Origin of the sequence: Streptomyces sp. NPDC018693 (assembly GCF_044391385.1) — a bacterium.
Taxonomy (GTDB): Bacteria; Actinomycetota; Actinomycetes; order Streptomycetales; family Streptomycetaceae; genus Streptomyces.
In genome coordinates this window covers 49,834-72,878 of the sequence record NZ_JBIRZZ010000007.1, presented here as the reverse complement: position 1 = coordinate 72,878, position 23,045 = coordinate 49,834, and the positions used below count along the sequence as shown (strand labels likewise).

General features: G+C 70.4%; 19 protein-coding genes. 5 read left to right on the top strand and 14 right to left on the bottom strand.

Going from position 1 to position 23,045, the window contains the following annotated elements:
- Positions 1 to 245: 245 nt before the first annotated feature.
- From ACH5AC_RS19810 to ACH5AC_RS19800, 3 genes are all read left to right on the top strand, one after another.
- Entirely contained in the window at positions 246 to 1,088 is an 843-nt protein-coding gene (locus tag ACH5AC_RS19810) for a thioredoxin domain-containing protein (protein WP_398863222.1), read from the top strand.
- 93 nt (positions 1,089 to 1,181) lie between these two features.
- Entirely contained in the window at positions 1,182 to 2,843 is a 1,662-nt protein-coding gene (locus ACH5AC_RS19805) for an alkaline phosphatase D family protein (RefSeq protein ID WP_398863221.1), read from the top strand.
- Positions 2,844 to 3,174: 331 nt separating this feature from the next.
- Positions 3,175 to 4,155 (top strand): zinc metalloprotease, encoded by a 981-nt coding sequence (locus ACH5AC_RS19800; RefSeq protein ID WP_398863220.1) that lies wholly within the window; start codon positions 3,175 to 3,177, stop codon positions 4,153 to 4,155.
- A 14-nt stretch (positions 4,156 to 4,169) separates the two neighbouring features.
- Here the strand turns inward: ACH5AC_RS19800 and ACH5AC_RS19795 are convergent, their stop codons facing one another.
- Complete coding sequence (locus tag ACH5AC_RS19795; RefSeq protein WP_398863219.1) at positions 4,170 to 4,739, bottom strand: dienelactone hydrolase family protein; 570 nt, start codon at positions 4,737 to 4,739, stop codon at positions 4,170 to 4,172.
- Between the two features lie 44 nt (positions 4,740 to 4,783).
- Here ACH5AC_RS19795 and ACH5AC_RS19790 point away from each other — a divergent pair, with 44 nt between their 5' ends.
- A complete protein-coding gene (locus tag ACH5AC_RS19790) occupies positions 4,784 to 5,887 on the top strand; it encodes a mechanosensitive ion channel family protein (RefSeq protein WP_398863218.1) in 1,104 nt (367 codons plus the stop codon).
- Between the two features lie 9 nt (positions 5,888 to 5,896).
- Here the strand turns inward: ACH5AC_RS19790 and ACH5AC_RS19785 are convergent, their stop codons facing one another.
- The 4 genes from ACH5AC_RS19785 to ACH5AC_RS19770 form a co-directional block, all read right to left on the bottom strand.
- Entirely contained in the window at positions 5,897 to 6,637 is a 741-nt protein-coding gene (locus ACH5AC_RS19785; RefSeq protein WP_398863217.1) for an SDR family NAD(P)-dependent oxidoreductase, read from the bottom strand.
- Between the two features lie 108 nt (positions 6,638 to 6,745).
- Complete coding sequence (locus ACH5AC_RS19780) at positions 6,746 to 7,690, bottom strand: RluA family pseudouridine synthase (protein WP_398863216.1); 945 nt, start codon at positions 7,688 to 7,690, stop codon at positions 6,746 to 6,748.
- Positions 7,691 to 7,733: 43 nt separating this feature from the next.
- The gene (gene lspA, locus ACH5AC_RS19775; RefSeq protein WP_398863215.1) at positions 7,734 to 8,360 is read right to left on the bottom strand and encodes a signal peptidase II; all 627 of its coding nucleotides are present in this window, start codon (positions 8,358 to 8,360) and stop codon (positions 7,734 to 7,736) included.
- A gap of 61 nt (positions 8,361 to 8,421) precedes the next feature.
- Positions 8,422 to 10,464: a TraR/DksA C4-type zinc finger protein gene (locus ACH5AC_RS19770; protein ID WP_398863214.1), complete on the bottom strand. Its 2,043-nt coding sequence runs from the start codon at positions 10,462 to 10,464 to the stop codon at positions 8,422 to 8,424.
- A gap of 599 nt (positions 10,465 to 11,063) precedes the next feature.
- Here ACH5AC_RS19770 and ileS point away from each other — a divergent pair.
- The gene (ileS, locus tag ACH5AC_RS19765) at positions 11,064 to 14,201 is read left to right on the top strand and encodes an isoleucine--tRNA ligase (RefSeq protein ID WP_398863213.1); all 3,138 of its coding nucleotides are present in this window, start codon (positions 11,064 to 11,066) and stop codon (positions 14,199 to 14,201) included.
- Between the two features lie 249 nt (positions 14,202 to 14,450).
- Here ileS and ACH5AC_RS19760 read toward each other — a convergent pair whose 3' ends face one another.
- The 9 genes from ACH5AC_RS19760 to ftsW form a co-directional block, all read right to left on the bottom strand.
- The gene (locus tag ACH5AC_RS19760; RefSeq protein ID WP_398863212.1) at positions 14,451 to 15,629 is read right to left on the bottom strand and encodes a DivIVA domain-containing protein; all 1,179 of its coding nucleotides are present in this window, start codon (positions 15,627 to 15,629) and stop codon (positions 14,451 to 14,453) included.
- 52 nt (positions 15,630 to 15,681) lie between these two features.
- Complete coding sequence (locus tag ACH5AC_RS19755; protein WP_004932337.1) at positions 15,682 to 15,972, bottom strand: YggT family protein; 291 nt, start codon at positions 15,970 to 15,972, stop codon at positions 15,682 to 15,684.
- A gap of 72 nt (positions 15,973 to 16,044) precedes the next feature.
- On the bottom strand, positions 16,045 to 16,686 hold the full coding sequence (locus ACH5AC_RS19750; protein ID WP_398863211.1) for a cell division protein SepF: 642 nt from the start codon (positions 16,684 to 16,686) through the stop codon (positions 16,045 to 16,047).
- Positions 16,687 to 16,813: 127 nt separating this feature from the next.
- Complete coding sequence (locus ACH5AC_RS19745; RefSeq protein ID WP_398863210.1) at positions 16,814 to 17,539, bottom strand: YggS family pyridoxal phosphate-dependent enzyme; 726 nt, start codon at positions 17,537 to 17,539, stop codon at positions 16,814 to 16,816.
- 6 nt (positions 17,540 to 17,545) lie between these two features.
- A complete protein-coding gene (gene pgeF / locus ACH5AC_RS19740) occupies positions 17,546 to 18,277 on the bottom strand; it encodes a peptidoglycan editing factor PgeF (protein WP_398863209.1) in 732 nt (243 codons plus the stop codon).
- Complete coding sequence (gene ftsZ, locus ACH5AC_RS19735; RefSeq protein ID WP_398863208.1) at positions 18,274 to 19,473, bottom strand: cell division protein FtsZ; 1,200 nt, start codon at positions 19,471 to 19,473, stop codon at positions 18,274 to 18,276. Before ftsZ ends, pgeF begins: the two co-directional genes overlap by 4 nt.
- A gap of 277 nt (positions 19,474 to 19,750) precedes the next feature.
- Complete coding sequence (locus ACH5AC_RS19730) at positions 19,751 to 20,548, bottom strand: cell division protein FtsQ/DivIB (protein ID WP_398863207.1); 798 nt, start codon at positions 20,546 to 20,548, stop codon at positions 19,751 to 19,753.
- Positions 20,549 to 20,574: 26 nt separating this feature from the next.
- The gene (murG, locus tag ACH5AC_RS19725) at positions 20,575 to 21,663 is read right to left on the bottom strand and encodes an undecaprenyldiphospho-muramoylpentapeptide beta-N-acetylglucosaminyltransferase (protein WP_398863205.1); all 1,089 of its coding nucleotides are present in this window, start codon (positions 21,661 to 21,663) and stop codon (positions 20,575 to 20,577) included.
- Positions 21,664 to 21,669: 6 nt separating this feature from the next.
- On the bottom strand, positions 21,670 to 23,028 hold the full coding sequence (gene ftsW, locus ACH5AC_RS19720) for a putative lipid II flippase FtsW (RefSeq protein ID WP_398863203.1): 1,359 nt from the start codon (positions 23,026 to 23,028) through the stop codon (positions 21,670 to 21,672).
- Between the last annotated feature and the right edge of the window lie 17 nt (positions 23,029 to 23,045).

Below are 23,045 nucleotides of genomic sequence, written 5' to 3'. Positions count from 1 at the left end.
CCAGCGGACGTCAGAAACCCCGACCAAGGCCGTCAGACACCACACCCGCAGTCGTCCGACAACCGCACCCAGCGGACGTCGGACACCCGACCAAGGCTCTCCGACACCGCGCCCGCGGTCGTCGGACGCCACCCCCGCGGCCTCCGGCAGCGCGGCCGCGCCCCCGGCGTCGACAGTGACCCGGGCGTTACCCATATCGCTCCGCGCACACGGACCCGTGCGCGTTCCACAGGGAGATCATCGACATGAGCAAGCGCAACAGCCAGGCGGCGAAGACGGCGGCCCGGGAGCGGCTGCGCCTCGAACGCGAGCGCCAGGCGAAGAAGGCGAAGGCGAAGCGGCAGGTCATCGTCGCCCTCTCCGTCGTCGGCGTGCTGGCGGCGGCGGGCGGCATAGGCTTCGCCGTCGTCCAGGCCAACAAGCCCGGCCACTGGGAGGCCGCGGCGGACGAGAAGATCGTCGCGCCCGCCAACACCACGGGTGAGAACGGCACCACGGTCGTCATCGGCAAGGACACCGCGAAGAAGACCCTCAAGCTCTACGAGGACCCGCGCTGCCCGGTCTGCGCCCAGTTCGAGCAGACCGTCGGCGCGACCGTGGAGAAGGACGTCGAGGCCGGCAAGTACAAGCTCCAGTTCATCGGCGGCACCTTCCTGGACGGCGACACCGACGACGGCGGCTTCAAGGTCGGCGCGAACGGCGAGGGCTCGAAGAACGCGATGAGCGCCCTGGGCGCCGCGCTGAACGTGAGCCCGGAGGCTTTCCTGAAGTACAAGGCCGCGCTCTACTCGGCGGAGTTCCACCCGCAGGAGTCCGACGACAAGTTCAAGAGCGACGACTACCTGATCAAGATCGGGAACTCCGTCGACGCGCTGAAGGACAACGCCACGTTCCAGGACGCGGTGCGGGGCGGCACGTACGACGCCTGGGCGGTGGCGATGTCGCAGACCTTCAACACCAACAAGGAGGACGTGCGGGGGACCCCGACCTTCACCATGGACGGCAAGAAGCTCGTCACCGAGGCCGGCAACCAGCCCATGACGGTGGAGGACTTCAACACGGTGGTGGACGCGGCGCTGAAGGAGTAGCGAGCGGCCCGGCCCCGACCGGCACGCGAAGAGCGGGCGAACTTTCCGGAGTTCGCCCGCCTTTGTTCATACCGATCAGTAACCTGATCACTCGTGACCAGTCGATACAGAGCCTCCGAAGGCCCCAACTCGCTTACCCCCCGCCGCCGTACGGTCGTCAAGGCCGCGGCGGCCACCGCTGTTCTGGCCGCTCCACTCGCCGCCACCCACTCGGCCCGCGCCGCCGACGACGCGCCGGCCTTCCTGCACGGCGTCGCCTCCGGCGACCCGCTCCCCGACGGTGTCCTGCTGTGGACCCGGGTGACCCCGACCGCCGCGGCGACGCCCGGCTCCGGCCTCGGCCCCGACACCGAGGTCGAGTGGATCGTCGCCCGGGACAGGTCGCTGACGGACATCGTCGCCAAGGGTTCCGTGACCGCCACGGCCGCCTCCGACCACACCGTCAAGGCGGACGTGCGCGGCCTGGCCCCGGCCACCGACTACTGGTTCCGCTTCTCGGCCGGCGGCACCGACTCCCCGGTGGCGCGCACCCGCACCGCGCCGGCGGCGGACGCGGCCGTCTCGGGCCTGCGCTTCGGCGTGGTCTCCTGCGCCAACTGGGAGGCCGGCCACTTCGCCGCGTACCGCCATCTCGCCGCCCGCTCCGACCTGGACGCCTGGCTGCACCTGGGCGACTACATCTACGAGTACGGCACCGGCGAGTACGGCACCCGCGACAAGGTCGTACGGCAGCACGCGCCCACCCACGAGATCGTCACCCTCGCCGACTACCGCGTACGGCACGGAAAGTACAAGACCGACCCGGACCTCCAGGCGCTGCACGCCAAGGCGCCGGTCGTGGCGATCTGGGACGACCACGAGATGGCCAACGACGCCTGGACGGACGGCGCCGAGAACCACACCGAGGGCACCGAGGGCGACTGGGCGGCCCGTCAGACGGCCGCCAAGCGGGCGTACTTCGAGTGGATGCCGGTCCGCCCGGCGATCGCCGGCACCACCTACCGCCGGCTGCGCTTCGGCAAGCTGGCCGATCTCTCCCTGCTGGACCTGCGTTCCTTCCGCTCCCAGCAGGTAGGCGTCGGCAACGGCCAGGTCGACGACCCGGAGCGCACGCTCACCGGCCGCGCCCAACTCGACTGGCTCAAGGCGGGGCTGGCGTCCTCCGACACCACCTGGCGGCTGGTCGGCAACCCGGTGATGATCTCGCCGTTCGCCATCGGCTCCCTCACCGCCGACCTGCTCAAGCCGCTGGCCGAGCTGCTCGGACTGCCGAAGGAGGGCCTCGCCCTCAACACCGACCAGTGGGACGGCTACACCGACGACCGCCGCGAACTCCTCGCCCATCTGCGGTCGAACGCCATCCGCAACACCGTCTTCCTCACCGGCGACATCCACATGGCCTGGGCCAACGACGTGCCGGTCAACGCCGGAACGTATCCCCTGTCGGCGTCGGCGGCCACCGAGTTCGTGGTCACGTCCGTCACCTCCGACAACCTCGACGACCTGGTGAAGGTCCCCGAGGGCACGGTCTCCGCCGTGGCCGCGCCGATCATCAAGGCCGCCAACCGGCACGTCCACTGGGTCGACACCGACCGCCACGGCTACGGCGTCCTGGACATCACCGCGCACCGCGCACAGATGGACTACTACGTCCTGTCCGATCGCACCAAGCCGGACGCCACCTCCTCCTGGGCCCGCTCCTACCGCACCCGCACCGGTACCCAGAAGGTCGAGCGGACGTACGACCCCGTGTAGGTCCCTGGGTGACCTCTGAGCCCCAGGGGCGATTTTCGGCCAACGACAGACCGGCCGAAGCCTGTTAACGCAAGATCACATCGCTACGGCGGGTGGTGCGCGCCGCGTTCCGAATCCGGACACACCACCCGCCCGGGTCACGAAACTCGTTACGTCCGGATCTCAAACTCCGGGCGGCGAAAGATTTCGCCACCCCATTCACCCCCGTTTGCCCGCTGTTCGATTGGGCCTGATCGATCCTCTTCCGCCATGGGCATGTCCACGTAATCTCCGGGCGGCGGCCAGGAAGACCCCTGTGCCCCTCTCCCCACCGCTTCCACCAGGAGTCAGCATGCGTGCGCTTGCCCGGATATCTCCCCTGACGCGCAGACGAGTTCTCGGCACGGCCGTCGTGGCCGGAACACTGATGCTCACTCCCCTGTCGGCACCGACAGGTGTCGCCGCGGCCGGCACCACGGCCGCCGAGTGCGTCGAGGAGACCCACTCCGCGGCCCGCGAGGCCCACCCGGGACACGGCGCGGGCGTCGCCGAGCCCAACGAGATCAGCGAGGCCAGGGCCCAGGCCATGGACGCCGATCTGCGCAAGAAGGTGGACCGGCTGCGCACCAGCGGAAGGAACGTTTCCGCACTCGCCGCCGGCACCAGCATCCCGGTGTACTTCCACGTCATCCACAACGGCACGGCCGGCCAGCTCAGCTCCGCCGACATCAACGCCCAGATGAACGTCCTCAACGCGGCGTTCGGCGGCCAGGGCACCGGCAACACCGACTCCGGCTTCCAGTTCACGCTGGCCGGCACCGACTACACGAACAACGCCGCCTGGTACAACGTCGGCTACGGCTCGCAGGAGGAGAAGGCGATGAAGTCCGCCCTGCGCAAGGGCGGCGCCAACGCGCTCAACGTCTACACCGCCAACCTCGGCGGCGGCCTCCTCGGCTGGGCCACCTTCCCCAGCTCCTACAACTCCAGCCCCTCCATGGACGGCGTGGTCCTCCTCGACGCCTCGCTGCCGGGCGGCTCGGCGGCCAACTACAACGAGGGCGACACCGCGACCCACGAGGTCGGCCACTGGATGGGCCTCTACCACACCTTCCAGGGCGGCTGTAACGGCAACGGCGACTACGTCGACGACACGCCCGCCGAGAAGAGCGCCGCCTACGAGTGCCCCGAGGGCCGCGACACGTGCACCCGCAAGGCGGGCGCCGACCCGATCCACAACTTCATGGACTACACGTACGACTCCTGCATGTACCAGTTCACCGCGGGCCAGGTGACGCGCATGCAGCAGAACTGGGCGGCCTACCGCGCCTAGAGCCTGTCCGGCGCCTACAGCGACTCGAGGAAGCCGAGTGCCACCCGCCAGGTGGCCTCGGCGGCCTCCGCGTCGTGGTCCGGCAGGTCGGGGTCGGTGTAGAGATGGCCGGCCCCGGCGTACCGGTAGATCTCGACGTCCGCGCCCGCGCGCCGCATCTGCAGATACCAGGCACTCAGCCAGTCGTCCGTCTCGAACGGGTCCGGCTCGGCCACATGCAGCTGGACCGGCAGCTCGTCCACCGAGACGTTCGGCGCGAGATCCGAGGTGCCGTGCAGTAGCAGCAGCCCCCGCGCCTTCTCGTCGCCCAGCGCCAGGGTCTGCGCGACGGAGGCCCCCAGCGCGAACCCGGCGTACACCAGCCCCCGCTCCGAATAGGGCGCGGCGGCCAGCACGGCCCGCTTCAGCAGCTCGTCCTTGCCGGTCTCCTCCTGGTACGCCATGCCCTCCTCGGCCGTGTCGAACGTGCGCCCCTCGAAGAGGTCCGGCGTCCACACCTCGTGCCCGGCGGCACGCAGCCGGTCCGCCGCCGCGCGCACCGCCGGCCGCAGTCCGTAGGTCGAGTGAAAGAGCATGATGTTCATGGGCCCATGGTGCCAGCCGCCGTCGGCCGGTTACGTTCTCAGGCATGGAGAACGTGCTCCGTCCCGTGATCGTGGTCGGCGGCTCGGTCGTACTGACGCTGCTCATCGGCTGGGCCACCGACCTACTGCTGTCCAAGGCCGACCGACGCCACCCCGAGACGCCCCTGTGGGGGCTGCTGCGCCGTGGCCGCATCCCCTACCAGTTCCTGCTGTTCGCCGCGCTGCTCAGAGGCTCGTACGACCAGGTGAAGCCGTTGCACGAGCACCGGGAGGGCATCGGCCGGGCGCTGACGCTGATCCTCATCGGTGCGGCGGCCTGGCTGGTGATCCGGATCGCGTCGGCGGTCGTCGAGACGACCTACACCCGGTACGCCCGCGCCAGCACCGACGCCGCCCGGGTCCGCCGGGTACGCACCCAGGTGACGCTGATCATGCGGGTGGTGTCGGCGATCGTCGGCGTGGTGGCCGCGGCCGCCATGCTGCTGACGTTCCCGGCGATGCGCGCGGCCGGCGCGTCCCTGCTGGCCTCGGCGGGCATCCTCGGCATCGTCGCCGGTGTGGCCGCCCAGTCCACGCTGGGCAACATGTTCGCCGGTCTGCAGATCGCCTTCGGCGACATGGTGCGCATCGGGGACACGGTCGTGGTGGACGGCGAGTGGGGCACCGTCGAGGAGATCACCCTGACGTTCCTGACCGTCCGCACCTGGGACGAGCGCCGGCTCACCATGCCGGTGTCGTACTTCACCTCCAAGCCCTTCGAGAACTGGTCGCGCGGCGGCGCCCAGATCACCGGTGTCGTCTTCTTGCAGCTGGACCACTCGGCGCCCCTGGACGTGATGCGGGAGAAGCTCCGCGACATCCTGCGCGAGTGCCCGGCCTGGGACGGCCGCGACTACGGCCTGGCCGTCACGGACTCGACCCCGAGCACCATGGAGGTACGGGCCCTGGTGACCGCGAAGGACCCGAACGACATCTGGACCGTACGGGTCACGGTCCGCGAGCAGCTGCTGCGCTGGCTGGCCGAGGAACACCCGTACGCGCTGCCACGCGTCAACGCGGCCGACGCGGTCCTGCCTCCTGGCCGGCGGGCCCCCGAGGCCGTGCGCGCGCTGCGCACGCACCACCACCCCCGCCCGGACCGGCCCTGACCGGCCGCCTCAGTGGCCGCGCTCGGCCCCGCCGTTGACCTGGATGATCTGTGAGGTGATGTGCCCGGCGGCCGGGGAGGCCAGCCAGTGCAGGGTGGCCGCGACGTCCCCGGGCGTCGCGGCCCGCCCGGTGGAGGTCTCCGCGATGAGCTTCTCGCGGCGCGCGTCGGTCATCGCTTCCCCGAAGAACCCGGTGTCCTCGACATAGCCGGGCGCCACGACGTTCACCGTGATCCCGCGATGCCCCAACTGCCGGGCCAGATCATGGGCGTACGGATGCAGCGCGGCCTTGGACCCCGCGTACGCCCCGCTGCCGGACCCCCGGTAGGCGGCGATGGAGCTGAGGAACAGCACCCGCCCGCCGGGCTCGGCGAGCCGCGCCTTGAGCGCCTCGGTGAGCAGCACGGCGGTCAGGGTGTTGAGCCGGAAGTTCAGGGACCAGTTGTGCTCGACGACGTCGAGCGGATCCTCGCTCCCGGCCGGTTCCTCCAGATACCCCGCGCCCCCGGCGCTGTGGATGAGCACATCCACGGTCCCCAGCTCCTGAGCGACGAACCGCGCGACCTCCCGCGCCCCGGCCGTCTCCCGGAGATCGGCGGCGAAGGTCAGCGCCCCGGGCACCCCGGCCTTCTCCAGCACCGCCCCCCGCCGCCCGACCAACAGCACCTGGTCCCCGTCGGCGGCGAAGGCATACGCGGCGGCGAGCCCGATCCCGCTCCCACCACCACTGATCACGACATTACGAGACATGATCCGATCGTACGATCGGAAAGCCGCCGACGGCGGGCGACCACAGCGGGAGAGGGCACCTTTCAGCCCACTGGAAACCGGTGGTGCGCAGGTGGGAGATCTCTGTGCTCAGCCGTACGTCTCCTCGCGGACCTGGTCCAACGCCTCCTGCAGATCGGCCGGATAATCACACCCGAACTCGACCCACTGCCCGTCCCCCGGATGCTCGAACCCGAGCCGCACGGCATGCAGCCACTGCCGGGTCAGCCGCAGCCGCTTGGCCAGGGTCGGATCGGCGCCGTACGTCAGATCACCCACGCACGGGTGGCGATGCGCGGCCATGTGGACGCGGATCTGATGCGTGCGCCCGGTCTCCAGCTTCACGTCGAGCAGCGAGGCGGCCCGGAACGCCTCGATGAGGTCGTAGTGCGTGACGGACGGCTTCCCGTCGGCGGTGACCGCCCACTTGTAGTCGTGGTTCGGATGCCGCCCGATCGGCGCGTCGATGGTGCCGCTGGTCGGATCGGGGTGGCCCTGGACGAGCGTGTGGTACCGCTTGTCGACCGTGCGCTCCTTGAACTGCCGCTTGAGCGACGTGTACGCGTACTCGGACTTGGCGACCACCATCAGCCCGGACGTGCCGACGTCGAGGCGGTGCACGATGCCCTGCCGCTCGGCGGCGCCGGAGGTGGAGATGCGGTAGCCGGCGGCGGCCAGCCCGCCGATGACGGTCGGCCCGCTCCAGCCCGGCGAGGGGTGGGCGGCGACGCCGACCGGCTTGACGATGACGACCACGTCGTCGTCGTCATGGACGATCTCCATGCCCTCGACCGGCTCGGCGACGATCTGGACCGGCGCGGGCGCCTGCGGCATCTCGACCTCCAGCCAGGCACCGCCGTGGACGCGCTCCGACTTCCCGACCACCGACCCGTCGACCGTGACCTTCCCCGCCGCGGCCAGCTCGGCCGCCTTGGTACGGGAGAAGCCGAACATGCGGGAGATGGCGGCGTCGACGCGCTCGCCCTCCAGGCCGTCGGGCACGGGCAGGGTACGGATCTCGGGAATCGTGCTCACCCGTCGAGTATGCCGGACGGGTGAGACGGTCCCGAACGCGCGCTCAGTCCTTGTGGACGGTCCCGTCCGGATCGAGCCCCCTGAAGGACAGCAGCACGATCAGGACGCCGCCGCACACGATCGCGGAGTCGGCGAGGTTGAAGACCGCGAAGTGCTTCGGCGCGATGAAGTCCACGACCGCGCCCTCGAAGACGCCGGGCGCCCGGAAGATCCGGTCGGTGAGATTGCCGAGCGCCCCGCCGAGCAGCAGGCCGAGGGCGATCGCCCAGGGCAGGCTGTACAGCTTGCGGGCGAGTCGTACGATCACGACGATCACCGCCGCCGCGATCACCGTGAAGATCACGGTGAACGCCTCGCCGAAGCCGAAGGCGGCGCCCGCGTTGCGGATCGCCTCGAACTTCAGCCAGTCGCCGATGATCTCGACCGGCTCGTGGTGCTCCAGCTTGGCGACCACGATCATCTTGCTGACCAGGTCGAGCACGTACGCGAACGCGGCGACCGCGAACAGCACGGCGATACGGCGCTTGCCGCGCGGCTGCTCGGCAGGCGCCGCCTCCGTCTCCCCGACACCGGACTCGCCGGTCTCGCCGGACTCGCCGGGCTGCTCCTGCTCGGTCCGCGCCGCCTCCGGAATGCCCGGCGTACCGATGATGCGCTCCGCCTCTGCCACGTGAGTCCCTCAACCTAGGTGCCTGACTGAGGACGAGGGTACGACACGCCTCATGGGCGCATCAGTACCGGCGTTCCTGCTTCTGCTTGCACTCCACGCACAGGGTCGCGCGCGGGAACGCCTGCATGCGTGCCTTGCCGATGGGATTGCCGCAGTTCTCGCAGAGTCCGTAGGTGCCCGCGTCCAGGCGTTCCAGGGCGCGCTCCGTCTGGAGCAGCATCTCGCGCGCGTTGGCGGCGAGCGCCAGCTGCTGTTCGCGGGTGATGTTCTTGGTGCCGGTGTCCGCCTGGTCGTCGCCCGCGCCGTCCCCCGAGTCGCGCATCAGGCCCACCAGGGACTCCTCGGAGTCGTGGATCTCCGTGCGCAGCCGCTCCAGTTCCGCCATCAGCTCCGTACGGGCCTCCTCGACCTCCTCCGGTGTCCAGGGCTCCTCACCGGGGCGCACCGCGAGCTCGCCGGGCTCCACCGCGGCGAGCCGTGCCTTGGGGACGGCGGTCTTCGCCGCCGTGGCCGTGCCAGGAGTCTTCTTCGCAACCACTGTCGTGGCTCCCGTCTGCTCCGCGGCCGAGGCCGCACCCGCCTTCTTGGCCCTGCTCTTCTTCACATCGCTCTTCCGCCCCACCACCCCCCGCCCACCCCCACCCGCCCGACCGACCACCTCCACACCCCCCACATCCACCCCAGCCACCCCCGGACCGCCCGCCCCCGGACCCTCCGGTCCGGCCGTCTCAGGGCCGACCGCCTCAGGGCTCATAGCCTCAGGGCCGACTGTCTCCGGTCCGGCCGTCTCACGGCCGACCGCCTCCCCACGAGCCGCCTCCGTACGGGCTGCCTCCGCGCCGACCGCCTCGCCAGCGGCCTTCCTCCCCGCCACCCTCACACCAGCCGCCTTCCTACCGACTGCCTCCGGTCCGACCGCATCCCGACCGCCCGCCTCACGGCCGACCGCCTCCCCACGAGCCGCCTCCGTACGGGCTGCCTCCGCGCCGACCGCCTCGCCAGCGGCCTTCCTCCCCGCCACCCTCACACCAGCCGCCTTCCTACCGCCCGCTTCCGGACCGCCCGCATCCCCACCAGCCGCCCCCGTACGGGCTGCCTCCGCGTCTACCGCCTCGCCAGCTGCCTTCCTCCCCCCTGCCTTCACACCAGCCGTCTTCCTACCGACCGCATCCCGACCGCCCGCCTCACGGCCGACCGCATCCCCACGGGCCGCCTCTGCGCCGGCCTTCTCGGCAGCGGCCTTCCCGCCCTCGGCCTGTGTGCCCGCCTTCCTTCCGGCCCTCTCAGAGCTCGCCGCCTCAGGGCTCGCCTTCACCCGTGCGGCCTTCCTGCTCGTCGCCTTCCCGGCACCCGTCTTGGCCGCCCTCGCGGCCGAGGGCGTCCCTGCCGCCGCCTCCTTCTCCGCGGCCGCCGTCTCCCCGGTCACTTTCTTGGCGGTCGTCGTCTTCTTCGCAGCCGCCCTCTTCGCACCCGCCCTATCCGGAGCCGTCTCCTTCCCGGCCGCCTTCTTGGCAGGCTTCGCCGTGGCGGTCGCCTCCTTCGCCGACGTCTTCTTCGCGGCTGCCTTCTTCGCGGCTGCTTTCTTGGCGGACGTCGCTTGAGAGGCCGTCGCCTTGGAGGCCGTCTGCTTGGCGGCCGTCGTCTTGGAGGCCGACTGCTTGGCGGACGTCTGCTTGGTGGACGTCGCCTTGGAGGCCGTCTGCTCGGCGGACGTCGCCTTGGAGGCCGTCTCCCTGGCAGGCGCCTTCTTCGAGACCGTGGTCTTCCCCGCCGCCTTCTCAGCCGCCGTCTTCCCGACCTCTGCCTTCCCCGCCGCTTTCTTCCCAGCCGGCCCCTTCCCCGCCTCTGCCTTCCCGGCCGCCCCCTTCTCCGGCGGAGCCTTGGCCGTCGCCCGCCTGCCCTCGGCTCTGTCCCTTCCCCCAGCCGGTTTCCTCGCCGCGCCGCCCGTGGCCGGTCGGGCGGTCTTCACCGTTCGGCTCCTGGCGGTGGTGGCCGCCTTCCCTTGGGTGCTCTTCTTGCCGCCGACGTCCTTGGCCGCACCGCCGGAGGCATCCGTGGGCCTGCCGGACGCCGACTGCTGTACGGCGGTCTTCTTCGCCACCATGGCCGCGGCCCCTTCACATATTGTGATCTTGCGCGCGAATCGTGCTGGGACGATAAATCGACCCGGGTCCCGCGGCAACGGGGCACACCGCCCGATTCGCCCGCCTCGCACACGCCCCGCAGCGAGCCTGCATCCGTTGTGCCCAGCTCCCCGCCGGGTAATCCGACCTGCCGGACGTCCCGGGAAAGCCCCGGAACCCGCGCCGCCGTACCGCCCCATTCGAGTCACCCGCGCCCCGCGGGAAATCCGGTCGGCCCCGCCCCCGCTCGCGCCGTACACTGGGCGGAGCGAGAAGCGTGGATGGGGACGAGTAGCGGCGTACGCAGCCCGTAGCGACCCGGGGACGGTGGAAGCCCGGGGGCGAGCGCGACGTGAAGATCACCCCGGAGCCGCCGGAAGAAAGCCGCAGCCGGGCAGCACAGCCGGCCGCGGTCAGTAGAACCGGCTTCGCGACCCCAATGAGGGGGCTCACCGACACACACCCCGTGTCGGCGGGCCAAGGAGGGTGGTACCGCGGGAGCGCGCCGAAGGCGGCGTAGGACATGACGTAGCTCTCGTCCCTCCGGACGGAAGGCAGCAAGTCCGCCGGAGGAAGATCGATGACGCAGTACCGCCAGGTGCCCGCCCAGGTCGACCTGCCCGCGCTCGAGCACGCCGTGCTCGACTTCTGGCGCGAGCAGAAGATCTTTGCCAAGAGCCTGGAGCAGTCCGAGGGCCGCCCCGAGTGGGTGTTCTACGAGGGCCCGCCCACCGCCAACGGCATGCCGGGCGCCCACCACATCGAGGCGCGCGTCTTCAAGGACGTCTTCCCCCGCTTCCGCACCATGCGCGGCTACCACGTGGCCCGCAAGGCCGGCTGGGACTGTCACGGCCTCCCGGTGGAGCTTGCGGTGGAGAAGGAGCTGGGCTTCTCCGGCAAGCAGGACATCGAGGCGTACGGCATCGCCGAGTTCAACGCCAAGTGCCGCGAGTCGGTGACTCGGCACACCGACGCCTTCGCCGAGCTGACGACCCGCATGGGCTACTGGGTCGACCTCGACGACGCCTACCGCACCATGGACCCGGAGTACGTCGAGTCGGTCTGGTGGTCGCTCAAGGAGATCTTCCACAAGGGCCTGCTGGCCCAGGACCACCGCGTCGCCCCCTGGTGCCCGCGCTGCGGCACCGGCCTGTCCGACCACGAGCTGGCCCAGGGCTACGAGACGGTCGTCGACCCGTCCGTGTACGTCCGTTTCCCCCTCACCTCCGGTCCCCTCGCCGGCCAGGCCGCGCTGCTGGTCTGGACGACGACCCCCTGGACCCTGGTCTCCAACACGGCGGTGGCCGCCCACCCCGAGGTGACCTACGTGGTCGCCACCGACGGCGAGGAGAAGCTCGTCGTCGCCGAGCCGCTCGTCGCCAAGGCGCTCGGCGAGGGCTGGGAGCCCACCGGCCAGACCTTCACCGGCGCCGAGATGGAGCGCTGGACGTACCAACGTCCGTTCGAGCTGGTGGAGTTCCCGGAGCCGGCCCACTTCGTCGTCAACGCCGAGTACGTCACCACCGAGGACGGTACGGGTCTGGTCCACCAGTCCCCCGCCTTCGGTGAGGACGACCTCAAGGTCTGCCGCGCCTACGGCCTGCCCGTGGTCAACCCGGTCCGCCCCGACGGCACGTTCGCCGAGGACGTCGCGCTGGTCGGCGGTGTCTTCTTCAAGAAGGCGGACGAAAGGCTCACCGAGGACCTCCAGCAGCGCGGCCTCCTCTTCAAGCACCTGCCGTACGAGCACAGCTACCCGCACTGCTGGCGCTGCCACACCGCGCTCCTCTACTACGCGCAGCCGTCCTGGTACATCCGCACCACGGCTGTCAAGGACCGCCTCCTCCAGGAGAACGAGAACACCAACTGGTTCCCGGACACGGTCAAGCACGGCCGCTTCGGCGACTGGCTGAACAACAACATCGACTGGGCGCTGTCCCGCAGCCGCTACTGGGGCACCCCGCTGCCGATCTGGCTCTGTGAGGAGAACCACCTCACCTGCGTCGGCTCCCGCGCGGAGCTGACCGAGCTGTCCGGCACCGACCAGTCGGAGCTGGATCCGCACCGGCCGTACATCGACTCGGTCACCTTCGCCTGTCCGCACGAGGGCTGCGGAAAGACGGCCACGCGCGTGCCGGAGGTCATCGACGCCTGGTACGACTCGGGTTCCATGCCGTTCGCGCAGTGGGGCTACCCGTACAAGAACAAGGACCTGTTCGAGAGCCGCTACCCGGCGCAGTTCATCTCCGAGGCGATCGACCAGACCCGCGGCTGGTTCTACACCCTCATGGCGGTCGGCACGCTCGTCTTCGACAAGTCGTCGTACGAGAACGTCGTGTGCCTCGGCCACATCCTCGCCGAGGACGGCCGCAAGATGTCCAAGCACCTGGGCAACATCCTGCAGCCGATCCCGCTGATGGACCAGCACGGCGCGGACGCGGTCCGCTGGTTCATGGCGGCGGGCGGTTCCCCGTGGGCGGCCCGCCGCGTCGGCCACGGCACCATCCAGGAGGTCGTCCGCAAGACCCTGCTGACGTACTGGAACACGGTCGCCTTCCAGGCCCTGTACGCCCGTACGTCGAACTGGGCGCCCAGCGAGGCGGACCCGGCCCCGGCCGACCGCCCGCTCCTCGACCGCTGGCTGCTGAGCGAGCTGCACGCGCTGGTCGACCAGGTCACCCAGTCCCTGGAGGCGTACGACACCCAGCGTGCCGGCAAGCTGCTGTCCGCGTTCGTCGACGACCTGTCCAACTGGTACGTCCGCCGCTCGCGGCGCCGCTTCTGGCAGGGCGACAAGGCGGCGCTGCGCACGCTGCACGAGGTCGTGGAGACCGTCACCAAGCTGATGGCCCCGCTGACCCCGTTCATCACCGAGCGGGTCTGGCAGGACCTGGTGGTTCCGGTCACGCCCGGCGCTCCGGAGTCCGTGCACCTCGCCTCCTGGCCGGAGGCGGACCTCTCCGCCATCGCCCCGGAGCTGTCGAAGCAGATGGTCCTGGTCCGCCGCCTGGTGGAGCTGGGCCGCGCCACGCGCGCGGAGTCGGGTGTCAAGACGCGGCAGCCGCTGCGGCGGGCGCTGGTGGCGGCGACGGGCTTCGAGGCGCTCTCCCCCGAACTGCACACGCAGATCACGGAGGAGCTGAACGTGGAGTCGCTGGCGTCCCTCTCCGAGGTCGGCGGCTCCCTGGTCGACACCACCGCGAAGGCCAACTTCCGTGCGCTCGGCAAGCGGTTCGGCAAGCGGGTGCAGGACGTGGCCAAGGCGATCGCGAACGCGGACGCGGCCGCGCTGTCGCTGGACCTGCGCGAGGGCAAGGCGTCGGTGGACGTCGACGGTGAGGCGGTCACGCTGGCACCGGACGAGGTGATCATCACCGAGACCCCGCGCGAAGGCTGGTCGGTGGCGTCCGACTCGGGCGCGACGGTCGCCCTGGATCTGGAGATCACCGAGGAACTCCGCCGGGCGGGCCTGGCCCGTGACGCGATCCGCCTCATCCAGGAGGCCCGCAAGAACAGCGGCCTCGACGTGGCCGACCGCATCGCGCTCCGCTGGACGGCGACGGACGCGGCCACGATCGCCGCCCTCACCGAGCACACCGGACTGATCGCCGACGAGGTCCTGTCCACCGACTTCGCCCGGGGCGAGGCCGACGACACGTACGGCACCCCGTTCACGGACGAGGCCCTCACCCTGACGTTCCGCCTCCGCAAGGTGTGACTCACATGAAAGCGGCGGCTGCCTTGCGGGGCAGCCGCCGTTCGCCTGTCCGTTCGTCGCCGGCCGCGGGCGCATCGGGGCTGATCGCGCAGTTCCCCGCGCCCCTGAGGTTGATCAGCCTCAGCCACGCTCACAGGTCGCCGCGTAGCTGCGGGCACCGTCAACGCGCGTAAAAGGGGCGGGCCCCGGATCGAAATCCAGGGCCCGCCCCTTTGAACGCTGCCGACGCCTAAGGCGTACTAGAGGCCGTCAGTTGTCGTCCTCGTCGATCAGGAAGCCACGCATCGGCGACGGGGCCTGCCCCATCGGCGACGGCCCCTGCGGCCGCACCGGTGCCATCGGCTGGGTCATCGCCGGAGACATCTGCTGCTGGCCGCCGTAGGACGGGGCAGCGGGGCTCGGCGCACCCCCCATGGTCTGGTTGCCGCCGTAGGACGGGGCGCCGGCACCGGCGGGTGCCATGGAGGGCGCCGGGGACGGCGGCAGGGAGGCCGTGGCGGGCGTACGCGGCGGCGCGAGGGAGTCGTCGGCCTGGGTCTCCAGCTGACGCAGCTGGGACTCCAGGTAGGACTTCAGCCGCGTACGGTACTCACGCTCGAAGCCGCGCAGATCCTCGACCTTGCGCTCCAGCGTGGCGCGGGCGGACTCCAGGGAGCCCATCGCGACACGGTGCTTCTCCTGCGCGTCCCGCTCCAGCGCGTCAGCCTTGGCGCGGGCGTCCCGCTCCAGACCCTCGGCCCGCGAACGCGCCTCGCCGACGATCTTGTTGGCCTCGGAACGGGCCTCGGCGATCGCCTGGTCGGCGGTCTGCTGGGCCAGCGAGAGGACACGGGCGGCGCTGTCGCCACCGGGGCCCTGACCGGGACCGCCCATGGGGCCGCCCATCGGACCGCCCATGGGGCCGCCCATCTGCTGCATGGGAGGCTGACCACCCATCGGGCCCTGGCCCATCGGACCCTGACCCATCGGGCCGGGACCCTGCGGACCGCCCTGGCCGCCGGGACCGGCGGGCAGCTGCGGGGCACCGCTCGGCAGCTGGGGCGGGCCACCCATGGGGCCGGGGCCGCCCATCTGCTGCTGCGGCGGGCCCGATATGCCGGCGGGCACCGGGGCGCCGGGACCAGGACCGCGCATACCCTGCTGGGGCATTCCCTGCGGTGGCATGCCCTGTTGCGGCATGCCCTGCTGCTGATCCTGGGGACCAGGCCCCTGACCCTCGGGGGGCTTGCGCATGTTCTGCTGGTTCTGCGCGGCCGCGCGTGTGGCCGCGGCCAGTTTGGCGCGCAGGTCCTCGTTCTCGCGGAGCAGGCGGGTCAGTTCGGCTTCGACCTCGTCGAGGAAGGCATCGACCTCGTCCTCGTCATAGCCTTCTCGGAGGCGGACGGTCGTGAACTGCTTGTTCCGCACGTCCTCGGGGGTCAACGGCATCTCTTCACCTCAACGTAGTCATCGGCAGTCGGCAAGACCGTATCGTCCACACTCACCTCGCGAGGTTGCCCACGATCGAGATCAGGATGTAGACGATGATCATCAGTACGAAGAAGGACAGGTCGAGCGCCACGCCCCCGAGACGCAGCGGCGGGATGAACCGCCGCAGAAGCTTCAGCGGTGGATCGGTGACAGTGTAGGTGGCCTCCAGAACGACCACCATCGCCTTGCCGGGTTGCCACGAGCGGGCGAACTGGAAGACATAGTCCATGACCAACCGGAAGATGAGCACGATGAGGAACACCATCAGCGCGATGTAGATCACCTGCGCGAACACGCTCATGGTCTGTGCTTCCCTCTCCCCTGTTTCGTGCTGGTCGGTACTGCTGGTACTGCTGTGTTCCGGTCTTGCGTCTCAGCTCTGGTTGAAGAACCCGCCCTCTGCGATGCGGGCCTTGTCCTCCGCCGTGACATCGACGTTAGCAGGAGACAACAGGAACACCTTCTGGGTCACCCGCTCGATGCTTCCATGAAGACCAAACACCAAACCGGCCGCAAAGTCGACAAGTCGCTTCGCATCTGTGTCATCCATCTCAGTCAGATTCATGATCACCGGGGTGCCCTCACGGAAGTGTTCCCCGATGGTACGGGCCTCGTTGTAGGTCCGCGGGTGAAGCGTGGTGATCCGGTACGGCTCTCGCTCGGACACGACCTTGGGCATGATCACCGGTGCGTTCTTCTCCAGGGACTGACGTTCTTGTGTGATGGACGCCACGGGCGCGATGCGCGCCGGGCGGCCGGATTCCGCGGCGAGCGAAGTCGATCTGGCGATCGACTCACGGGGCGCGGGAGGCTGCACGATGCGTACCTCTTCGTCCCTTTGGGACTGATGTGCCCCATGGGACGAGTGTGCCGGCTCATGCCGACGGTGATCCCGCTCGGGCTCCGGGTCGAGTTCGGGTTCGAAGTCGTCATCGGGGTCGAAACCCCGGCCGTCGTACCCATCGTCCTCCACGAGGCCGAGGTAGACCGCCATCTTGCGCATCGCGCCGGCCATGCTCTGAGTCCTCCGCTCTGTGGTGGATCGGCTGACGACTGCCAAGTCCCGCGATCCACGTGGCCTTCTGCCCGTCTTTCGACGTAAATGACCATATTTTCTGCTGTGGTCCGACTTCCTGGCGACGTTACCCGAGCCTGGGGCGGACTCCGAGTACCGCAGTGCCGACGCGCACATGTGTCGCCCCGGCGGCCACGGCCTGTTCGAGGTCCGCACTCATCCCTGCCGAGACCATGTTCGCAGCCGGATGGGCTCGGCGCAGGTCAGTCGACAAATCCATCAACCGCTCGAACGCCGCCCGTTGACGACCGGCGTACTCTCCGGTCAGCGGGGCGACGGTCATCAGCCCGTCGAGCCGCAGCCCCGGCGAGCCGGCGATCAGATCGGCCAACTCTTCGATTCCGCCCGGCGCCACACCGCCCCGCTCACCCGTTCCCGCCGCAGGCTCCCCCGCGTCGAGCGCGACCTGGATCAGACAGCCCAGCTCGCGCTCCTGTCGTACGGCCTCCTTCGACAGGGCCGTCACCAGCCGGGAGCGGTCGACGGACTGCACGAGATCCGCATAACCGGCCACCGAGCGCACCTTGTTGGTCTGAAGCTGACCGACGAAGTGCCAGGTGAGGGGCAGATCCGAACAGGCGGCGGCCTTGGGCGCCGCGTCCTGGTCGCGGTTCTCGGCGACATGGCGCACACCGAGTTCCGACAGGATCCGCACATCGCTCGCCGGGTAGGTCTTGGTGACCACGATCAGGGTCACGTCCTCCCGCTTGCGGCCGGCGGCCTCACAAGCGGCGGCGATACGCCGTTCCACCTTCGCCAGGTTTCCGGCGAGTTCGTCCTTACGGTCCGTCATGCCCCATCAGTCCAGCCACACGTATCCCGCGAGTCGCCCGGTGGTGCGGTCGCGGCGGTACGAGAAATGATCCCCCGACTCCAGCGTGCACACCGGCGACCGCTCCCGGTCGCGCACCCCGAGCCGCTCCAGTTGCGCGTGCACCCCGGCGGCGACATCGACCGCCGGCGTGCCCCAGCTCGTCTCGGCGTACGCCGTCGGCTCCACGGCGGCCACCTCGGCGCGCATCGCCTCCGGCACCTCGTAGCACCGGCCGCAGACGGCGGGTCCGGTGCGGGCGACGATCCGGGCGGGGTCGGCGCCCAGCTCCATCATCGCGCGTAGCGCGGCGGGGACCACGCCCTCGACCATGCCCGGGCGTCCGGCGTGGGCCGCGGCGGCGATGCCCGCGACCGGGTCGGAGAGCAGGACGGGCACACAGTCGGCGGTGAGGACGACGAGGGCGAGTCCGCGCCGGGCGGTGACGATCGCGTCGACGGCCGGCACCTCGTCCGCCGGACCCCACGGTTCGTCGACGATCGCGACATCCGCGCCGTGCACCTGGTTCATCAGGACCACCCGGGCCGGGTCCAGGCCGAGCGACTTGGCGGCCAGCTCCCGGTTGGTCCGCACGGCCGCGGGGTCGTCGCCGACCGCGCCGCCCAGATTGAGCTCCTCATACGGAGCGGCGCTCACCCCGCCCCACCGGTCGGTGAAGGCGAAGTGGGCGCCGCCCACGCTCTCGCGCCGTCCTATCACTTCAGGAAGTCCGGTACGTCGAGTTCCTCGGCCGCGCTGTCCGCGTAGGTCCGCGACGGCGGGACCGGCGGGCCGACCGGAATGTCCGCCACCGGTTCCGGCGCGGGCTCCGGCTCCTCCTTCGGGGTCACACTGCCGAGCGAGCCGAAGGTCGGCCGGGACTCCGGCTGCCGCACCGGAGCCGGCTCCTCGCGGCGGGTGGCGGTGGACGAGGTCGAGCCGAGGACGTTGTCCCGGCGGGCCGGGGGCTGGCCCCCGTCGAAGCCGGCCGCGATCACGGTGACGCGGACCTCGTCGCCGAGGGCGTCGTCGATGACCGCGCCGAAGATGATGTTGGCCTCGGGGTGGGCGGCCTCGCTGACCAGCTGGGCGGCCTCGTTGATCTCGAACAGACCGAGGTCGGAGCCGCCGGAGATGGACAGCAGCACACCGCGGGCGCCGTCGATGGAGGCTTCCAGCAGCGGCGAGGAGATGGCCATCTCGGCCGCGGCCACCGCGCGGTCGTCGCCGCGGGCCGAGCCGATGCCCATGAGGGCCGAACCGGCATCGGACATGACCGACTTCACGTCGGCGAAGTCCAGGTTGATCAGACCGGGCGTGGTGATGAGGTCGGTGATGCCCTGGACACCGGAGAGCAGGACCTGGTCGGCCGACTTGAAGGCGTCCAGGACCGAGACCTGGCGGTCCGAGATGGACAGCAGCCGGTCGTTCGGGATCACGATGAGGGTGTCGACCTCTTCGCGGAGCTCGGCGATGCCGTCCTCGGCCTGGTTGGCGCGGCGCCGTCCCTCGAAGGTGAACGGGCGGGTGACCACGCCGATGGTGAGGGCGCCCAGGTTGCGGGCGATGTTGGCCACGACGGGCGCGCCGCCGGTGCCGGTGCCGCCGCCTTCACCGGCCGTCACGAAGACCATGTCGGCCCCCTTGAGGACCTCCTCGATCTCCTCACGGTGGTCCTCGGCGGCCTTGCGGCCGACGGCCGGGTTGGCTCCGGCGCCGAGTCCGCGGGTGAGTTCGCGGCCGACGTCGAGCTTGACGTCGGCGTCGCTCATCAACAGCGCCTGCGCGTCGGTGTTGATGGCGATGAACTCGACGCCCTTGAGACCGACCTCGATCATCCGGTTGATGGCATTGACACCACCGCCGCCGACACCGATGACTTTGATGACTGCGAGGTAGTTCTGCGGTGCTGCCACGTCGAAGGCCTCTCGCCTCGAGTTACGTGTCGCCGTCCCGCGGTTGACGCGATCCGACGACGGATGCCGAATGGGACGGTCCGTTTCGCCGACCCGAACCCTAACGCTGAAGTTTAGGGTTACCAGTGTTTCTGTCCGTTGAAGTCTTCTGAACAGGACACTAAGTCGACAAGTGGCGCCCGTTCAACGAACACGCCGAACCTCCCGTTTTTCTTTTCACCCTATGTGATCAGCCGTGTCACTAGCCAACCAGGGTGCTGGCCTGCGCGGATGTGCGTCAACTCCCCGATGACGCCGGGGCGGTGGGGACGCTGACGTCGAAGTGCCGTGCGTCCGGGGAGGCTTTCATGAGAGCGGTGAGTGTACGGGCCTTCGCGGCGCCCTTCTCGGCGCTCCCCCACGCCACGGTCCGGCCGTCGCCGAGCCGCAGCTGGATATCGTCGTAGGAACGGACCTTGACCGTCCGGGTGGCGCGGGCGACGGCGGCGGGGAGGTCGCCGGCCACCCGCACCGCCTCGCGGACGAGCCGGTTCTCCCCGAAGCGGCGCAGGCTGGCGTCCGCCGACTCGGCGGAGCCGGTGGCCATCTCCAGCAGCGGCACGCCCTTGGGCGCCTGGGGGACCGTGGCGTAACGGACGCCCTCGTCGTCCACCTCCACGAACTCCCCGTCCTTGCGGATGAGCACGACCGGCGTCCGCTCGGTCACTTTCAGGCTGATTCCGTCCGGCCAGGAACGCTCGACCTCGACATGGTCGATCCGGGGCAGTCCGCTCAGCAGCCGCGACTCGATCGCCCCGGTGTCCACGGAGACCAACGGCGACCCGACGGGGACCGCGGCCGCCTCACGGACCTGCGCCGGCGTCAGAACAGCCGTACCGGAGACGGAGACCCGCTCCACCCGCAGCCACTGGGAGCCGTACAACGCCCAGACGCAGCCGCCGCCGAGAGCGAGGACCGCGACGACAAGAATGATGATCATACGGAGTCGACGCGGCCCCAGTCCCCGGACGAGGGGCGGGCCGGACGACTCCTCCCGCTGTGCACCGCGTTCGGCGGTGGTGGTGGGTCCGGCCACGCTCCCCTGCCCTTCGTCGACCGCGCCTATCGGCGCGCGGCGATCGCCTCGTACACCATGCCGACGAGCAGGTCGTCGGCGTCCCGGCGGCCGAACTCGCCGGCGGCGCGGGACATCTCGTACAGCCGGTGCGGGTCGGCGAGGACGGGCAGGACGTTCTGCTGCACCCACTGGGGGGTCAGTTCCGCGTCGTCGACCAGCAGTCCGCCGCCCGCCTTGACCACCGGCTGGGCGTTCAGCCGCTGTTCACCGTTGCCGATGGGCAGCGGGACGTAGGCGGCCGGGAGTCCGACGGCGGAGAGTTCGGCGACGGTCATCGCGCCCGCGCGGCAGAGCATCATGTCGGCCGCGGCGTACGCGAGGTCCATCCGGTCCAGGTAACTTACCGGGATGTAGGGGGGCATCCCCGGCATCTGGTGGACCTGCGGCAGTTCGTTCTTCGGGCCGACGGCGTGCAGGATCTGGATACCGGCCTGCTGGAGGTAGGGCGCGACCTGCTGGACGACCTCGTTGAGCCGGCGGGCGCCCTGCGAGCCGCCGGAGACCAGCAGCGTCGGCAGGTTCGGGTCGAGGCCGAACATCGCGCGGGCCTCGGGGCGGGCCGCGGCCCGGTCCAGGGTGGCGATGGAGTGGCGCAGCGGGATGCCGATGTAGCGGGAGTTGCGCAGCTTGCTGTCCGGGGTGGCGACGGCGACCTGGGCGGCGTACCGGGAGCCGATCTTGTTGGCGAGTCCGGGACGGGCGTTGGCCTCGTGGATCACGATCGGCACGCCGAGGCGCTTGGCCGCCAGATAGCCGGGCAGGGCGACATAGCCGCCGAAGCCGACCACGCAGTCCGCCTTGGTGCGCTCCAGGATCTGCTCGGTCGCCTTGATCGTGCCGCGCAGCCGGCCCGGGACGGTGATCAGCTCGGGGGTGGGCTTGCGCGGCAGTGGCACCGCCGGGATCAGCGCGAGCTCATAGCCCCGCTCCGGCACGAGCCGGGTCTCCAGGCCGCGCTCCGTGCCCAGGGCCGTGATCCCCACGGTCGGGTCCTGCCTGCGCAGGGCGTCCGCGAGGGCGAGCGCGGGCTCGATGTGGCCGGCGGTCCCCCCACCGGCGAGTACGACATGCACCGAAATTCACCGCTCTCCGGACGAACGCGCCGCCGAGGCACGCCGTCGCATCGTGTTCCATCTCCTGGGCCCCGCAGGACCCCCGGCCCCCCGCTTTCTACCAAAGCGCGGTTGCCGCATCGCAAGCGCCGCCCGCGCAGCGGGCTCGTCGCGTGCGAAGGCGATCAGCAGCCCGATGGCGAACATGGTCGGCAGCAGGGCGGATCCTCCGTAGGAGAACAGCGGGAGGGGGACACCGGCGATCGGCAGCAGGCCGAGCACCGCACCGATGTTGATCACCGCCTGTGCGGTGATCCAGGTGGTCACGCCTCCCGCGGCATACCTCACGAAGGGGTCCTCCGTGCGACCGGCCACGCGGATACCCGCATAGCCTAGAGCCGCGAACAGGGCGAGCACCGACAGCGTCCCCGCGAGGCCCAGTTCCTCACCGGTGACGGCGAAGATGAAGTCGGTGTGCGCTTCGGGGAGTTGGCCCCATTTTTCCACACTCGCACCGAGCCCGGAGCCGAAGATTCCGCCCGAGGCGAGGGCGTAGATGCCGTGCACGGCCTGCCAGCAGTCGACGGTCCCGGACTTCGGTTCGGTGGCACCGATGCAGGCCAGCCGGGCCATCCGGTTGGAGCTGCTCCTGATCAGGATCAGCCCGATGGTGCCGGCGATGGCCAGCACCCCGACGAACAGCCGGGTCGGCGCGCCCGCCAGCCACAGCAGGCCGAACAGGATCGCCGACAGGATGATCGCCGTGCCCATGTCGCCACCGAGCATGATCAGCCCGAGCAGCATGAACGCCACCGGGACCAGCGGCACCAGCATGTGCTTCCACTGCGTGAGCAGCTTCTTGTCCTGCTTGCGGGCGAGCAGGTCCGCGCCCCACAGCACCAGGGCGAGCTTGCCGAACTCGCTGGGCTGGATCTGGAAGGAGCCGCCGACGGCGATCCAGTTCTGGTTGCCGTTGATCGCCACCCCTATCCCGGGCACCTGCACCAGGGCCATCAGGAAGACGGCCCCGGCGAGGATCGGGTAGGCCAGCGCCCGGTGCAGCTTCACCGGCATCCGGGAGGCGAGCAGCAGCAGCCCGGCGCCGATCAGGGCGGCCAGGAACTGCTTGCGGAAGAAGAACGTCCCGGGCAGGGACATCTGCAGCGCCTTGATCTGCGAGGCCGAGTAGACCATCACCAGCCCGAGCACGGTGATCAGCAGGCTGCCGCCGAGGATCAGGTAGTACGCGGTCAGCGGGCGGTCCCACGCCCTACGCGCGCGCGTGTAGAGCCGTAGGACGGGGTTGTCGCGCGGCGGGCGGGGTGCGCCGGGCCGCCTGGGGGCCCGCTGGACGGGCGGCCGGCGGCCGGTACGGCTACTGGGCATCAGCGCCTCCGCTACGT

What these genes read in the sequence shown, in the direction of transcription:
- ACH5AC_RS19810 (WP_398863222.1), top strand. Translation starts at nt 246, where the DNA reads ATGAGCAAGCGCAACAGCCAGGCGGCGAAGACGGCGGCCCGGGAGCGG.
- ACH5AC_RS19800 (WP_398863220.1), top strand. Translation starts at nt 3,175, where the DNA reads ATGCGTGCGCTTGCCCGGATATCTCCCCTGACGCGCAGACGAGTTCTC.
- ACH5AC_RS19795 (WP_398863219.1), bottom strand. Translation starts at nt 4,739, where the DNA reads ATGAACATCATGCTCTTTCACTCGACCTACGGACTGCGGCCGGCGGTG.
- ACH5AC_RS19790 (WP_398863218.1), top strand. Translation starts at nt 4,784, where the DNA reads ATGGAGAACGTGCTCCGTCCCGTGATCGTGGTCGGCGGCTCGGTCGTA.
- ACH5AC_RS19785 (WP_398863217.1), bottom strand. Translation starts at nt 6,637, where the DNA reads ATGTCTCGTAATGTCGTGATCAGTGGTGGTGGGAGCGGGATCGGGCTC.
- ACH5AC_RS19770 (WP_398863214.1), bottom strand. Translation starts at nt 10,464, where the DNA reads ATGGTGGCGAAGAAGACCGCCGTACAGCAGTCGGCGTCCGGCAGGCCC.
- ileS (WP_398863213.1), top strand. Translation starts at nt 11,064, where the DNA reads ATGACGCAGTACCGCCAGGTGCCCGCCCAGGTCGACCTGCCCGCGCTC.
- ACH5AC_RS19760 (WP_398863212.1), bottom strand. Translation starts at nt 15,629, where the DNA reads ATGCCGTTGACCCCCGAGGACGTGCGGAACAAGCAGTTCACGACCGTC.
- ACH5AC_RS19755 (WP_004932337.1), bottom strand. Translation starts at nt 15,972, where the DNA reads ATGAGCGTGTTCGCGCAGGTGATCTACATCGCGCTGATGGTGTTCCTC.
- ACH5AC_RS19750 (WP_398863211.1), bottom strand. Translation starts at nt 16,686, where the DNA reads ATGGCCGGCGCGATGCGCAAGATGGCGGTCTACCTCGGCCTCGTGGAG.
- ACH5AC_RS19745 (WP_398863210.1), bottom strand. Translation starts at nt 17,539, where the DNA reads ATGACGGACCGTAAGGACGAACTCGCCGGAAACCTGGCGAAGGTGGAA.
- ftsW (WP_398863203.1), bottom strand. Translation starts at nt 23,028, where the DNA reads ATGCCCAGTAGCCGTACCGGCCGCCGGCCGCCCGTCCAGCGGGCCCCC.